Below are 14143 nucleotides of genomic sequence, written 5' to 3' on the forward strand. Positions count from 1 at the left end.
TGTTATACTCGCGCCCTCGAAAACCCTGTCAGAGTCGGAAGCCCCATGAGCCTGCAAGACCAGGTGGCCAAGCGCCGCACCTTCGCGATTATTTCGCACCCGGACGCCGGTAAAACCACCATTACCGAAAAACTGCTGTTGTACGGAAACCTGATCCAGAGCGCAGGTACCGTAAAAGGCAAGAAGTCCGGCAAGCACGCCACCTCCGACTGGATGGAGATGGAGAAGGAGCGGGGCATTTCCGTGACCACCTCGGTGATGCAGTTCCCCTACAAGGATGCCACCGTCAACCTGCTGGATACTCCCGGGCACGCTGATTTTTCAGAGGATACCTACCGCACCCTCACCGCGGTGGATTCGGCGCTGATGGTGATCGATGCGGCCAAGGGCGTGGAGCAACGGACCGTCAAGCTGATGGAAGTCTGTCGCCTGCGCGACACGCCGATTCTCACCTTCATCAACAAGCTGGACCGGGACGTGCGCGACGGCATCGACGTGCTGGATGAGATCGAGGACGTGCTCAATATCGAGTGCGCGCCGATCACCTGGCCCATCGGCATGGGCAAGAGCTTCAAGGGCGTCTACAACCTGCTCACCGACACCACCGTGCTGTACAAGACCGGCCAGGGCCACACCGTGCAGGACGTGCGCGAAGTGAAAGGGCTCAACAACCCGGAGCTGGACCAGGCGGTGGGAGCCGACTACGCCGAGGAGCTGCGTGACACCCTGGAACTGGTACAGGGCGCCAGCCATGAATTCGATCTGGAACGCTTCCTGGCCGGCAAGCTGACCCCGGTGTTCTTCGGGACCGCGCTGGGCAACTTCGGCGTGGATCACATGCTCGACGGTCTGGTGAAGTGGGCGCCGCCGCCCCAGCCCCGCGATGCCACCGCGCGTACCGTGGTCGCCGACGAGCCCAAAATGACCGGCTTCGTGTTCAAGATCCAGGCGAACATGGACCCCCGCCACCGGGACCGTATCGCCTTCATGCGCATCTGTTCTGGCAAGTACCAGAAGGGCATCAAGCTCAAGCAAGTGCGTACCGGCAAGGACGTGCGCATTCCTGATGCGTTGACCTTCCTGGCCGGTGAGCGTGACAACGTGGAAGAAGCTTTTTCCGGCGATATCATCGGCCTGCACAACCACGGCACTATCCAGATTGGTGATACCTTCACCGAGGGTGAAGAGCTGGCCTTCACCGGCATCCCCCACTTTGCCCCGGAACTGTTCCAGCGCGTGGTGCTCAACGACCCGCTGAAGAGCAAGCAGCTGCACAAAGGGCTGACCCAGCTGGCGGAAGAGGGCGCCACCCAGGTGTTCTTCCCGCTGCGCAACAACGACGTGATTCTCGGTGCCGTGGGCACCCTGCAGTTCGATGTGGTCGCGGCGCGGCTGAAAGGGGAATACGGGGTGGATTGCCGCTATGAACCGGTGAGTGTGGCGACAGCGCGCTGGATCGAAGCCGGCAGCGACAAAGAGCTGACGGCCTTCGAGCGCAAAGCCCACGATAACCTGTCCCGCGACGGCGCGGGCCACCTGACTTATCTGGCGCCGACCCGAGTGAACCTGCAACTGGCCCAGGAGCGTCACCCGGAGATCCGGTTCCGCGAAACCCGCGAAATTTCGTAGCAACGCAACCGACGCACGCAACAATGTGAGTAAGACGGAGCCTCGCGTTGTTGTGTCGTATTTCCCGTCAGCACTAGGCTTCGTGGATGATGGGTAAATGCACTGCCTCAGCGGTCGCGATCCTTTTCACAAGCGGGTAAACTTCCTGACTTGTTTCGGCCCCGCCTCACAAGGGTACTGTCGAGACACAAGACCCCGGCTATCCGCCGGGGTTTTTTATTGGGCGCGAAAATACCCAACCCGACCCATCAAGGGCGTGTGCCAGAAACAACTTCCTTATCCCCCTTACGTGCTGGCTTCCCCTGCTGGTGGTCCCTGTGGCTGCGGCGGGCAGCAGGGAGAGGTATCATGGCTTGTCGCCGGGGCTGTCGACCCCGAAAGCCAATGGGTCATCAATAAGGGATGCCTTGATCATGGATGCTAAAGCCGCGCAAGCGTACCTGTTGAGCAAGCCGGAAGCGCGCAAGGATTTCCCCTTCGGCCCCGATGTGGCGGTGATGAAAGTGCGGGACAAGATGTTCGCGACGTTGGGGGAAGAGCAGGGCGAAGGGCGAATGAATCTCAAATGTGACCCGGACCAGGCCCTGGCGCTGCGGGATATTTTTCCGGCGATCATTCCCGGCTATCACATGAACAAGAAACACTGGAATACCATCAAACTGGATGGCTCCATTCCTCGCGGTGAAATCGAGCGCATGATTGACCATTCCTACGCGTTGGTAGTGGGCGGGCTGCCGAAAAAAGTGCGCGAAGCCATGGCGGTAAGACACGGCCGTGAGGCACTCTACGGGCAACAGTAAAAGGAGTATTCAGTGTGGCAGTGATTATTGGTGGTCTGATCGTGATCTGGCTTGGCCTTGGCATGGGCGGCGCTGTCCTGCGCTGGCTGGGCATCGAACTGCATTACCCGGCCCGGCTGGCCGCGCCCCTGTTGCTGGCGCTGCTGGAGACCGTGCTGTTCCTGCTGTTTGTCCCCGGCACCGACCTGCTGCCGGAAACTTGGGGTTGGCCCATGGCCGGCGGCCTGGTAGCCGCCGCCTGGTTGATCAACGGCGCGGTCAGTGGTCTGGATTGGTACCGCAACCGTCCGGTGAAAGAAGCCCCGGCGACGGAATGATTCCTCCCTTTCTGTAGGAGCGTCGCTGGCGGCGCGAACCGGAGCGGAGTGGAGGTAACGCCCGCTAGGGCGGCCCGTAGGGTGCACGAAGTGCATAAACCCAACGTATGCAATCGCGCCGCAAGCGACGCTCCTACAGAGGGCTTTGCGCTTACCAAGAACGCGCCTGGTTTTTCCTCTGCGGCCTCAGTGTCCTCTGTGGTAAAAAAATCGCCTTTACCCTAGAAACTACTCCACCCGGTAAATTCCATTACCCGATACACCCAGTACTTCCAGCTCGCCTCGTCCGCGTACACGGCGTAATCGGTACTGTGCTTTTCCCCGTCACGATTTTCCCAGCGTCTGGCAAAGGCGGATCGGGCATTGACCATGAGAGCGTGATCCGTTTTCGCCAGCACCCGCACGCTGCTTTCCAGGTTCAGGTTGTCCAGGTTGCGGCGGGTGAAGTTGGCGGAGCCGATAATCACTTCTGAGCGTTCTGACCCTCTGCGCAACAACATCTTGGTATGGCATTGTTCACCCTGGGTATTGCACCAGCGCACCTCAATGCCCGCAGCCCGCAGCTCCGCGCCCACCTGACGGTTGGGAATGCCATTCTTCTGGCGGCCGAAGGCATCCTTGTTCGGGTCCAGCAGCACACGCACTGCCACGCCTCGCTCATGGGCCGCCAACAGCGCCTTCACCAGGGGGCGATGGGACAGGTAGAACACTGAGACATCCAGTGCTTCGCCGCGCTGGCTGCGCTCAATGGCCGCCAGCAGGGCGTCGCGGATGGCGCCTTCGGTGAGCACCTGTAGCTGGGCGGCGGCGGTGTCAGGCGCATCGACGATGGGGGGGGGTGGCAGATCGGGCAGGGTAATGCCTGCCATTCTTGCCACCGCCAGTTCACTTTCCAGCAGCTCCGCCACGGCGGGCCCCTGGAAGGTGATGCCCAGATTGCTGTGGGCGCTGCTGGCATCGTGGGGATTGGCAGTGGTGACCAGCGCGGTCCACCGATCGCCTTCATCCACCACCAGAGTCTTGCGGTGGTTGGCCTTGAAGTTGAGCAGGGTCAGGTAGCTGCGCAGGGTGACCTTGCCCGGCCCCATGGGGTTGGGCAGCCAGCCACCCTCGTTGCTGTTGCCCAGCCACTGACAGCAGATACGCCAGATACCTGACCAGCTCGGGTTGGAGTCGCGCAGGTGTGTCAGCGGGGTGGTGATCACTACCACGCCAGTGTCTTCCAGGCGCTCCAGATGCTCGCTGTGCAGGCCGCCATAGAGGCTGTTGATCGGATCGGTGATCAGGATGACCGGCAGATCCGGCTGCTGCTGTTTCTTGTCCACCAGTGCCTGGGTCAACTGCTGGGACAGGGGGCGGTAGCTGGCATCGTCTGTCCCCTGGAAGGCATTGAACAGAAACATGTCCACCACTACCAGTTGCCGGGCCTGCCCGATCAGCCGCAGGGCCTCGTCGAAAATGCTCTGACGCATGCCGCGCCCGCCATCGGCGGTTTCCCAGGTGTCATCCACCAGCAGGGTCAGGCCCTGGGCGGGCAGCAACGGCGATTCATGGGCCAGACCATCCGGCAGCGGTTTGTAACGGTGCCAAAGCGCGGTGCAGGCGATCAGCGCCAGTAGCATGAACAGGGCAAGTTTCAATCGAATCATGGGCAGTCCATCGGTTGATTGCGGCTACCTTAGCAGGGAGCGGTGAGGGCCTGAACCAGGTTTTAATAATGAAATGGTACATCCGTACAACATTCTGCAAAAAATGCCGCCTTCCGGTAACTATCCTGCTACCGCACATCAACAGTAAATCGGCACTCTGTCCACGAGAATGGGTTAACACTGATGTTAATAACAATAAGCCGGTCAGCGCGCCGGCCTGGAGTGTCCCATGAAAGCCCTTTCTCGTTTGCTGGCTACCGCCCTGGTGGCCCTGTTGGCAGCCTGTGGTGGTGGCGGTTCTTCATCGTCGCCGGCTGCCAGTAATCCGGTCCCGAACACTCCCGATCCGGATATTCCCGAGGCTCCACGGGCAGGGGAAGGGGACATCAGCGTGCTGTCCAACCGTGCGGACCTGATCAGTGGCGGGGATGCGCTGGTGGAAATTACCGCTGACGACAGTGCCTTGCTGAGCGGGGCAACAGTGATGCTGGGTGTCCGGGAGGTGACCCAGCAACTGACTCGCACCAGCGAGGGCACCCTCAAGGGCTTACTGGAAGGCCTGGCGCTGGGGGCCAACACGGTCACCGTGGTGCTGGCGGATGAATCGGTGCTGGAGCGGCAGATCATCAACCACCCCAACGGCGGCCCGGTGTTTTCCGGCCCCCAGTTGCAGCCCTGGCAGTGCACCAACGAGCAGGCAGTGGATGCCCAGTGCAACCAGCCACCGGAATACACCTTTCAGTATGTGCCGGCCAACAAGCTGGAAAGCCTGCTGACCAATTTCGACCCGGAAAACCCCGGCTTGCCGCAAGCCTTCCAGCCCTATGACCCGACGAACCCGCCTGCGGATGACAGCATTGCCCGAATCACCACGGATGAAGGGGTAGAAACGCCCTTTATCGTACGCATGGAGGAAGGGGTTCAGAATCGAGACCGTTACCTGATCATGACTCTCTATCAGCCGGATCAGCCCTGGACCGCCCTGACACCGCAACCGCAATGGAACGGCAAGTTGCTGATTCATCATGGTGGCAATGTGGGGTTGAGCTACGGTATGGGCGAAGCGCCACGGGGGGACATTTCGGGCACGGCCCCTGAGGGCGGGGAGCTGCTCTTGGGCGACAGCATTACCACGGCACTGGGGCGGGGTTTCATGACCCTGTCCACCGCACAGGGCAATCTGGGGCATAACGCCAATCTGGTGACGGCCGCAGAGTCATTTATGATGGCCAAGGAGCGCATCGTTGAGCAATACGGGGAAATCCGTTACACCATCGGTACCGGTTGTTCCGGTGGTGCCATCACTCAGCAGCATGTGGCCAATGCCTATCCGGGCATTTATCAGGGGCTGATCGTGCAATGCTCCTACCCGGATGTCTGGACCACCGCCACCCAGTTCGCGGACTACAACCTGCTCAGCAATTACTTCGGCAACCAGATACCCATGGATGCCGAGGGTTTCCAGGAGGTGTTTAGCTCGCTGCTGACCTCCGGGGTGATTCCGGCCGCGCAGTGGTCCGCCTTTTATGGTCATTTGCCGCTGAACCCGGTGGTATCCGATCTGGCCTTTTTTCCGTCCGCCTACCCGAACCAGGAAGAGTGCCCGGGTCTGCAGGAAGGAGTGGCGGTGTATGACGCCGAGACACAGCCTGATGGCCTGCGCTGCGGCCTGCTGGATTACATGATCACGCAGTTCGGGCCCCGCGATTCCGCCGTATGGAGTGCCAATGAGCAGCTGCTTGGCCGTGGCTTTGGCGGTATTCCGCTGGATAATGTGGGCGTTCAGTATGGTTTGAAGGCATTACAGAACGGCCTGATCACCGGCGAGCAATTCCTGCAGGTGAACCGTGAGGTTGGTGGTCTGAGCGTGGATATCGACTACCAGACCGAGCGCACAGTGGCGGATCCGCAGGCCTTGCGCAATGCCTATCGTACCGGCGCCATCAATACTGCCGAGCACCTGGCCGGTGTGCCGATCATTGATCTGCGTGGCCCGGATCCGGGCATTGCCCACGATGCCTACCACTCCTGGCAGATGCGTGCCCGGCTGGAACAGAGCCAGGGGCACGCCGACAACCATGTGATCTGGTATGGCCCGGCGCCGCTGTTCGGCGATACGGTGTTCAGCACGGAAGCCTTGCTGGTGATGGACCTGTGGTTGTCAGAGATTGAACAGGATGACACGGCCACCCCCGTGGCGGAGAAAGTGCTGGCCAACAAGCCGATCTATGCCCGTGATCGCTGTTTGTCGGTGTCGTCCCTGTTTGGCCCGGACGGTCCCATCGTGCCGTTAACCGGTAACCTGCTGTATCCGGAACCCATTCTGCCGGGCCTGGACCCGTCCCTGTTGCCACCGGCGCCGGCGGAAGCCGGGGTGGTGGTGGATGCGCTCACCGGACAGATCTGTGGCCTGGATGTGAGCGAGCTGCCGGTGGTGTCGGAACTGCCGGTACTAGGAGACTTGCTAGGCACTTTGGGGGAGCTGCTCTCACCGTTGACTGACCCGATCGTGGAGCTGCAGCAGACCGTGGTGCAGACCCGTTTCGGTACTCCGCGCACCGTGGCCGGCGACAGCATTGAAACCCTGACCAACAAGTGCCAACTGAAACCGGTGGACCCGGCGGATTACCCCACGGTGCTGGATCCGGAGGGCTTCGCGGAAAAGGTCGCGACGATTTTTCCGCAGGGCGTCTGCGATTACAGCAAGCCCGGCGAGGGGCTAATGCCCACGCAGACCTGGTTGCAGTACGGCGATGCGGAACAGGTTATTTACGGCGGTGCACCGTTGACCGGCGACGCGGCTTCTGCCCCGCAGGGCTGGGCCTCACCAGCCTTCGAGGTGGAGATTCGCTGATTGCTGAGAGCCCCCTTGTCACCCCATTGGAGGCAGGGTGTTCCTGTAGGAGGCTGCTTGCAGCCGAACCCGCTTGGCAGGGTTCGGCTGCAAGCAAGCGCCTACTGTTCAGTGATCGGATTGCTGGTCGTTGAGCTGGAAATCCTGGAATGCCATATCGTCATCAAAGGCCATGACCTGGCCGTTATTCAACTGCACCGCCTTGTCACTCAAATTGACTTGCTCGTCCCCCAGCACTCCGTCGTTAAACCGGTAAACCGGTTTGGGCGCCTCGTTCAGGCAGTGGTCGCGGAAACGGGCCTTGGTCTGAAGCACACTGTCCCGAGCGGCCTGCCAATTTGTGATGGCCTTGTTGCCATGGCGCTGTTGCAGCATGGCTTCAGTGACTGTCGCTGACAGGGCCACGGCGGTGGCGTTGTTGCCGCCAAAGCCTTTCGAATTGATCAGGCTGGCCTGCAGGTCATCGCGCGGTACATGGTCCATGGCGAAGTCCAGGTGCTGGCGGTGCACATCGCCGGCGATGTGGTCGATGGTGCGGATGCCCGGCAGCACGCCCTGGGCAAAGCTGCCCAGGGCCGCCGCCAACTGGTCGCCGCCGGCGCTGCCCAGCGAGTGGCCCACATAGGCCTTGATGGCAGTGACCGGCCAATGGCGGATGCCGAAGGCGTCTGCCACCCGGTCAAGAATCACCGATTCGGTGACCCGGTTCTGGGGCGTGCCGGTGCCGTGGGCATGGACAAAACTGTGTTCGCGCAGGCCCTTTTCGCCGATCAGCTGGCGGGTCAGGGCGGCGGCCTTGCCCACGGTCAGGTAGTTGCCCACGCCGGGGGCAGAGATGGATTTCTTGGCGCCATCGGCGTGAATGAACACATCCGGCACCGCGCCGAGAATATCCGCCCCCAGCTCCAGTGCCAGGGCATCATCCATCAGCACAGTGAACTGGGCAGACTCGGCCATGGTAAAGCCGCAGTTGTCGGAAAACGGCCGGCAGGCGCGGCGCACATCGGCCTGTGTCGCGCCATCCAGCGCCGCCAGATCCTGGTCTTCCGCCAGCGCGCCCATGGCCCGGTAGCCTTCCATGATTTCCGCCACCAGCGGGGCCTCGCTGGTGCCGACGATGGCCACCCGCACCTTGCCGCTGCGTATGGCCTGTACGCCTTTTTCCAGGTTGTAGAGGAAAGTGGCGCAGGCACCGAGCATGCCGCCGGTGGTGCCCACCGAGTGCAGCACGTAGGCATTGAGGAAATCCGCGGTCATCTCGCCCAGCCCCAGCGGCACCTGTTTGGAGGTGATGCGCTGGCCGTTAGGTGGGAAACGCATGACACCGCCCAGGCCGTTGTCGTCCAGCTGCGACATGGCATTGCTGGCATAAACCGCTACCTGATCCGGGCGCACCTTGCCGGCCACAGTGGCCCAGTCCATGCCCAGGTCGCCCAGCGCATCGCTGATGCCGAAGATGGCCATCTGCAGGGCGCGGGGGTGGTTGCGCGAGGCATACAGGGCGCCGGGGTCGAAGCCGTCCGGCAGTTGGCCGGCGGCGCTGACCCGGCGCGGGGCATCATGGGGGACACGCAGGTCCAGCCCTGCAGGCAGGGTGACGCGGCTGCGGCGCTTGTCGATAGGGGAGACCTGCCAGCCTGCGGGTAGCGGGTCAGGAAGGTCCATGTTGCGCATTTCCAGGGTAACGGGAATGTCGCTGGTGCCGCTGATGGCGGCGTGGAGACGGTGGGAATCGGGCAGGGCACGAATCAGGGTGGCAGCCAGCTGGCTGTCCGGGCTGTGACCGGTCAGTTGGCCCAGAGAGCGCAGGGTGTCCTGGCGACCGGCCTCCGGTAGGGCATTGAAAATCAGTCGCTGAAAGCCGAAATGCAGGGCGCTGCGGCCGGCTGCATTGATGCCGCCCATGGCGGTAATAACGGGTAATGCTGACATGGTGCTCCCGGGCCTATGCCCAACCCAAAATGGTGACTAGCCGGTCAGGGTACAGGTGAAATCCGGTTTTGCGTATACGACGGAGGGCGAATCCGGTCAGGAAAGTGCAACAGAGTTTGAAAGTGAAAGCGGATGTTTCGGGATGTGGGTGGCTACGAAGCTGCTGTAGGAGCACCTCTTGAGGTGCGAACCGCGCGTCAGCGCGGAAATCGCCCGCAGGGCGATCAGGCATTCCAGGGCCTGATAGGTTTCTGTAAATGATCACGCTCCTCTGCCACCTCGCTCCGCCTGGTTCGCACCTCAAGAGGAGCTCCTACAGAGGGAGGGGGGACGGGGCTCCGCCCACAAAAAAACGGGGCCCAAGGGCCCCGTTTTTGTCTGGCATCAAGCGTTGAGCGTATTACACCAGCTCGACAGCCACCGCGGTGGCTTCACCGCCGCCGATACACAGGCTGGCCACACCGCGCTTGCCGCCGGTGCGCTTGAGCGCGTGGATCAGGGTGAGGATGATGCGCGAGCCGGTGGAGCCCACCGGGTGACCCAGGGCACAGGCGCCGCCGTGGATGTTCACTTTCTCGTGGGGAATGCCCAGATCAATCATCGGCATCATTGCCACCATGGCGAAGGCTTCGTTGATCTCGAACAGATCCACGTCGTCCACGGTCCAGCCGGCTTTTTTCATTACCGCTTCGGTGGCACCGATGGGGGCAATGGTGAATTCGCTGGGGTGTTTGCTGTTGGTAGCGTGGGCGAGAATACGAGCCAGCGGCTTCAGGCCGCGCTCGTTGGCCACAGATTCGCGGGCCAGTACCAGCGCGGAGCCGCCATCGGAGATGGAGCTGGCGTTGGCGGCGGTGACGGTGCCGTCTTTGGCGAAGGCCGGGCGCAGGGTGGGGATCTTGTCGATGTTGGCGTTGCCCGGCTGCTCGTCGGTGTCGACAACCACTTCACCCTTACGGGTCTTCACGGTCACCGGCACGATTTCGTCCTTGAACCAGCCATTGTTGATGGCGGCATTGGCGCGGTTCAGGGATTCGATGGCGTAGTTGTCCATGTCTTCGCGGGTAATGGAGCGCTTGTCAGCCACTTCCTGGGCGAAGGAGCCCATCAGGCGACCGGTTTCCGCATCTTCCAGGCCATCCAGGAACATGTGGTCAAACACCTGGCCGTGGCCCATGCGCATGCCGCTGCGTGCCTTGTCCAGCACGTAGGGAGCATTGGTCATGGATTCCATGCCACCGGAAACAACGATGTCGTTGGTGCCGGCCTTGATGGAATCGTAGGCGAACATGGTGGCCTTCATGCCAGAGCCGCACAGCTTGTTGATGGTGGTGGCACCGGTGTTGTCCGGCAGGCCGGCCAGACGCATGGCCTGGCGGGCCGGGCCCTGCTTGAGGCCAGCGGGCAGTACACAGCCCATGATGACTTCCTGCACGTCTTCCGGCTTCAGGCCAGCACGGGACACCGCTTCACGGATGGAGGCGGCGCCCAGTTCGGGAGCGGAAACCGCAGACAAGGCACCCTGGAAGCCACCCATGGCGGTACGGGCACCATTTACAATTACTACAGCATCATCAGACATCGTTTTCTCCTGCCAGCAAAAATAGTACCTGAATCCGTGACTTCATCGCGGCGCCTGACGCAAGCCTTTGCCGCCACAGAAAATTTTTCTTCAGTCGATCGTATTCCCTGATACGAAGCTTCTTCAGAAAATCCCCTGTGACAACAAATTCTTGCGCCATGCATCCACGCTGAAGTCACGGATTCAGGTAGCAGTAACCAAAATTTGGGGCGCATTGTACTTGAAACAAGGGGGATACACCCCATCTCACAGGGACCTGCCGGTCACGGGTAGCGCAGATGAGAATCATGCGCTTTTACGGCACAGGGAAATCCCCGGTATTGCCGGGCTCGTGGTGGAGATCATTACCGGTAGCTTGTTATTATCGTTCAGCCGCTGGCGGCAGGCATGCCGTCAGCGGGGAATTTCTTTCTGTTGCCGAGCCGCAACAGAACAACATGATGTCAGGGGAAATGACTATGGCTTTTGAATTACCGCCGCTTCCGTTTGAGAAAAATGCACTGGAACCGCATATTTCTGCAGAGACGCTCGAGTATCACCACGGCAAGCACCACAATGCCTACGTGACCAAGCTGAACGACATGGTTGCCGGCACCGACAACGAAGGCAAATCCCTGGAAGAGATCATCAAGAGCGCCGAAGGCGGTCTGTTCAACCAGGCCGCCCAGGTGTGGAACCACACCTTCTACTGGAACAGCCTGAGCCCTAATGGCGGTGGCGCCCCCACCGGCGATCTGGCTGCGGCCATCGATACCGCCTTCGGTTCCTTCGACGAGTTCAAGTCCCAGTTCAATGCCAAGGCGACCGGCAACTTCGGTTCCGGCTGGACCTGGCTGGTGAAGAACAGCGATGGCAGCCTGGAAATCGTCAACACTGACGATGCGGATACCCCGATCGCCCACGACAACGGCCAGACTCCGCTGTTCACCGTGGACGTGTGGGAACACGCCTACTACGTGGACTACCGCAATGCTCGTCCCAAGTATCTGGAATCCATCTGGAACCTGATCAATTGGGATTTTGCCGCCAGCAACTTTGCCGGTTAAGACGGCTTATCTCTTAAAGGGATACCGTTCAGGTAGTGAAAAAGGCCGCTTTTGCGGCCTTTTTCGTGTCTGTCTGGCGGCGGTGAGGGAAGTTTGCTAGCGTCCCTCCCGGGATATTGTCGGGTTTTGTGTGGTCCAACCCCCAGGTTAATGAAAATAACAGGTGTGATATGCGTTTTTTGGGAATCTTTTTTCTTGTGATGGGGTTGTCGGCAACCGCTGCCATGGCAGAAGGGCCAGCGCCAGCCTCCGCCGAGCAAAAACAGAAAAGCCCCGAGCAACAAGCCATGGATCAGCTGGCAGAAGCCGGGCTGCGCCAGGCACTGCAGGCCATCCAGCGTTCCGGCGGCCTCTACCCGTTCGGCTTGATCCAGTCCGGTGACACGGTACGGGTGGTGGGTTATTCCGGTGATAAGGCCGATGCACCCAGCGCTGAAGAGTGGGCCCAGGGCCTGTTCCGGCAGCTGCGAAAGATCGGCAAGGAGCAACCGGATATCGAGTTGATGGGGCTATTCCGGTTGCATGACATCACCGCCGAAAATGGTGAAAAAGTCACCGGGGTATGGGCGCAGGTAGACCACCGCGATGTACGCCCCTGGGTGATTTTCCTGCCGTTGCTGAAGAACGAAAAAGGCAAGCACGAGCTGGGTGATATGGTCTACTACGCCACCGAACAGCCGTTGTTCGAGAAAAGCGGCGAATAAACTTTTCAGAATCAGGCAGCACTAAATGGGCGCTGTTCGGCAGCGCCGCAGTGCCCTCTGTGGCACTATTTGTCAATCGGGCCATGAACCGGACTATCCGGGATGCAGGACACAGGAATGACGCGAGATCGTGAAGTAAATCTGGGTAATCTCAATGATGTCACCGTGGATGATCATGGTGATGCCGGTCGCCGGCCTTCTTCTGCCGGCAGCAACAAGCCGACAGAGAAGGGGGCGGGCAAGCCTCCCAAGACCCCCAGGAAGTCGGCACCGCCCTCCCATGGTGGCGGTGGTGGCTGGATGATTGCCTGTCTGGTGCTGGTAGTGCTGATCGCCGCGATGGGAGTCTGGTTCCAGAAACAGATGACCGTGCTGCAGTCACAAATGGACGAGCGCATCTCGGAATCCAGTCAGAAACTCGGCAATCTTCAGTCCCGGTTGTCTGCCACCGACGAGAGCCTGAACCAGTCGTCCGGGCAGCTGCAGGATACGGTCCGCGCTCAAGGCAAGAAGCTGGAAGAAAACAACACCGAAATCCGCAAACTCTGGGATCTGAGCAACAAGCGCAACCGGGCGGATATTGCCGAGCAGAGTAAGAAACTGACTGCACTGTCAGCCACTCTTAATGAGGTGAAAAAGGCCCAGGCCGGGGTGGATGGCAAACTGCAGGGGATCAACAAGGACACCGCTGCCCTGAAAAAGCAGGTGGACAGTGCGGTGTCTGCCGTCAACAAGAGCAGTGAACAGTGGCAGACCCGCATCAGTCAGATGCAGACTCAGGTGGATGTGCTGGCGGAAAATATCAATCAGCTGGAAAGCCAGCAGCAAAACCTGAAAAGCGGTCTGGCCAAGGTGGAAAAAAACCAGGCCGGGCTGGCAGCGTTGAAAAATCGGCTGGATGAGACAGAGGCGGCGATTGCGGCGTTTGATTCTTACCGGCTGCAGGTCAATAGTCGGCTGGATAAACTGGAAGGGCGCTGATCGGCCACGGGGGGTGGTGATCAGCTAAAAACAACAAGTAAAAGAGCGTCTTGCCATGGCCAAGTTGCCGGAAAGTAAAGAGCGACGTTTACAGGGGTTGAATCAGGATGTACTGGCGGTAGCGACCCCGGTACCGGGGCCGGATCTGGAACCGGTCAATCTGCGCACGCCCAAAAAAACCAACCCCATCTCGGTCAGCGAGGGCGGTCACTCCGGCTTGCTGTGGTTGTCCCTGGTGCTGGCGGTAATTGCCTTGCTGTTGGCCGCCAGTCAGTGGTTGGCCCACGCTGAAACCAGCCGTGAACTCAGTGAATTGCGAGAGCAGTACTATCAGTTGGCATCGCAGCGTCAGGGAGAGGCAAGAGAAGGCACTCGCAGCACGGCAAAAGCGCCAGCCACGTCTGAAGCGGCTCCTGGCGATGCGGTGGTCAACAGCCTGCGTGACGATTTGCGCGAACTGAATGCCAAGGTACGCGGGCTCACCGTGGCCATGGCCAAACAGCGCAACAGCAATAGCGAAAGTGCCGAGCTGGCGACGCGCCTGAACGAGATGGACAGCAAGCTGCAAGGCCTGTCTTCGCGGATCAGTCGCCTGGCTGACCGGCCACAAGCGGCAGCGATCTCTACGTCGCAACCGGCGCCGGACAAC

11 protein-coding genes are annotated in these 14143 nt (G+C 60.6%); 8 read left to right on the forward strand and 3 right to left on the reverse strand.

The features are described 5' to 3' along the window. Positions 1-45 precede the first annotated feature (45 nt). The 3 genes from prfC to ACFE0K_RS02470 all read left to right on the forward strand — a co-directional run bounded on the left by prfC (position 46) and on the right by ACFE0K_RS02470 (position 2746). Positions 46-1629 (forward strand): peptide chain release factor 3, encoded by a 1584-nt coding sequence (gene prfC, locus ACFE0K_RS02460; protein WP_434534554.1) that lies wholly within the window; start codon positions 46-48, stop codon positions 1627-1629. A 413-nt stretch (positions 1630-2042) separates the two neighbouring features. Further along, positions 2043-2429 carry an MmcQ/YjbR family DNA-binding protein gene (locus ACFE0K_RS02465; RefSeq protein ID WP_434534555.1) on the forward strand — a complete coding sequence of 129 codons (387 nt, stop codon included), beginning with the start codon at positions 2043-2045 and terminating at the stop codon, positions 2427-2429. A 14-nt stretch (positions 2430-2443) separates the two neighbouring features. Further along, positions 2444-2746 (forward strand): hypothetical protein, encoded by a 303-nt coding sequence (locus ACFE0K_RS02470; protein WP_434534556.1) that lies wholly within the window; start codon positions 2444-2446, stop codon positions 2744-2746. A gap of 221 nt (positions 2747-2967) precedes the next feature. On the opposite strand, the gene ACFE0K_RS02475 is transcribed toward ACFE0K_RS02470, so the two are convergent. Beyond that, a complete protein-coding gene (locus ACFE0K_RS02475) occupies positions 2968-4395 on the reverse strand; it encodes a phospholipase D family protein (RefSeq protein WP_434534557.1) in 1428 nt (475 codons plus the stop codon). Between the two features lie 229 nt (positions 4396-4624). Between ACFE0K_RS02475 and ACFE0K_RS02480 the strand changes: the two genes are divergently transcribed. Beyond that, the gene (locus tag ACFE0K_RS02480) at positions 4625-7249 is read left to right on the forward strand and encodes a DUF6351 family protein (protein ID WP_434534558.1); all 2625 of its coding nucleotides are present in this window, start codon (positions 4625-4627) and stop codon (positions 7247-7249) included. 108 nt (positions 7250-7357) lie between these two features. Here ACFE0K_RS02480 and ACFE0K_RS02485 read toward each other — a convergent pair whose 3' ends face one another. After that, positions 7358-9181 carry a beta-ketoacyl synthase gene (locus ACFE0K_RS02485; protein ID WP_434534559.1) on the reverse strand — a complete coding sequence of 608 codons (1824 nt, stop codon included), beginning with the start codon at positions 9179-9181 and terminating at the stop codon, positions 7358-7360. 400 nt (positions 9182-9581) lie between these two features. Next, positions 9582-10763, reverse strand: coding sequence for an acetyl-CoA C-acyltransferase (locus ACFE0K_RS02490; RefSeq protein ID WP_434534560.1), 1182 nt, complete (start codon positions 10761-10763; stop codon positions 9582-9584). 458 nt (positions 10764-11221) lie between these two features. On the opposite strand from ACFE0K_RS02490, the gene ACFE0K_RS02495 reads away from it, so the two are divergent. The 4 genes from ACFE0K_RS02495 to ACFE0K_RS02510 all read left to right on the forward strand — a co-directional run. Further along, entirely contained in the window at positions 11222-11809 is a 588-nt protein-coding gene (locus ACFE0K_RS02495; protein WP_434534561.1) for a superoxide dismutase, read from the forward strand. 170 nt (positions 11810-11979) lie between these two features. Continuing rightward, positions 11980-12513: a hypothetical protein gene (locus ACFE0K_RS02500; RefSeq protein ID WP_434534562.1), complete on the forward strand. Its 534-nt coding sequence runs from the start codon at positions 11980-11982 to the stop codon at positions 12511-12513. A gap of 117 nt (positions 12514-12630) precedes the next feature. Next, positions 12631-13494 carry a hypothetical protein gene (locus tag ACFE0K_RS02505; protein WP_434534563.1) on the forward strand — a complete coding sequence of 288 codons (864 nt, stop codon included), beginning with the start codon at positions 12631-12633 and terminating at the stop codon, positions 13492-13494. A gap of 55 nt (positions 13495-13549) precedes the next feature. Beyond that, a partial coding sequence (locus ACFE0K_RS02510; RefSeq protein ID WP_434534564.1) for a hypothetical protein occupies positions 13550-14143 on the forward strand: 594 nt, incomplete at its 3' end.

This window comes from Alcanivorax sp. (assembly GCF_051117345.1).
Classification (GTDB): domain Bacteria; phylum Pseudomonadota; class Gammaproteobacteria; order Pseudomonadales; family Alcanivoracaceae; genus Alcanivorax.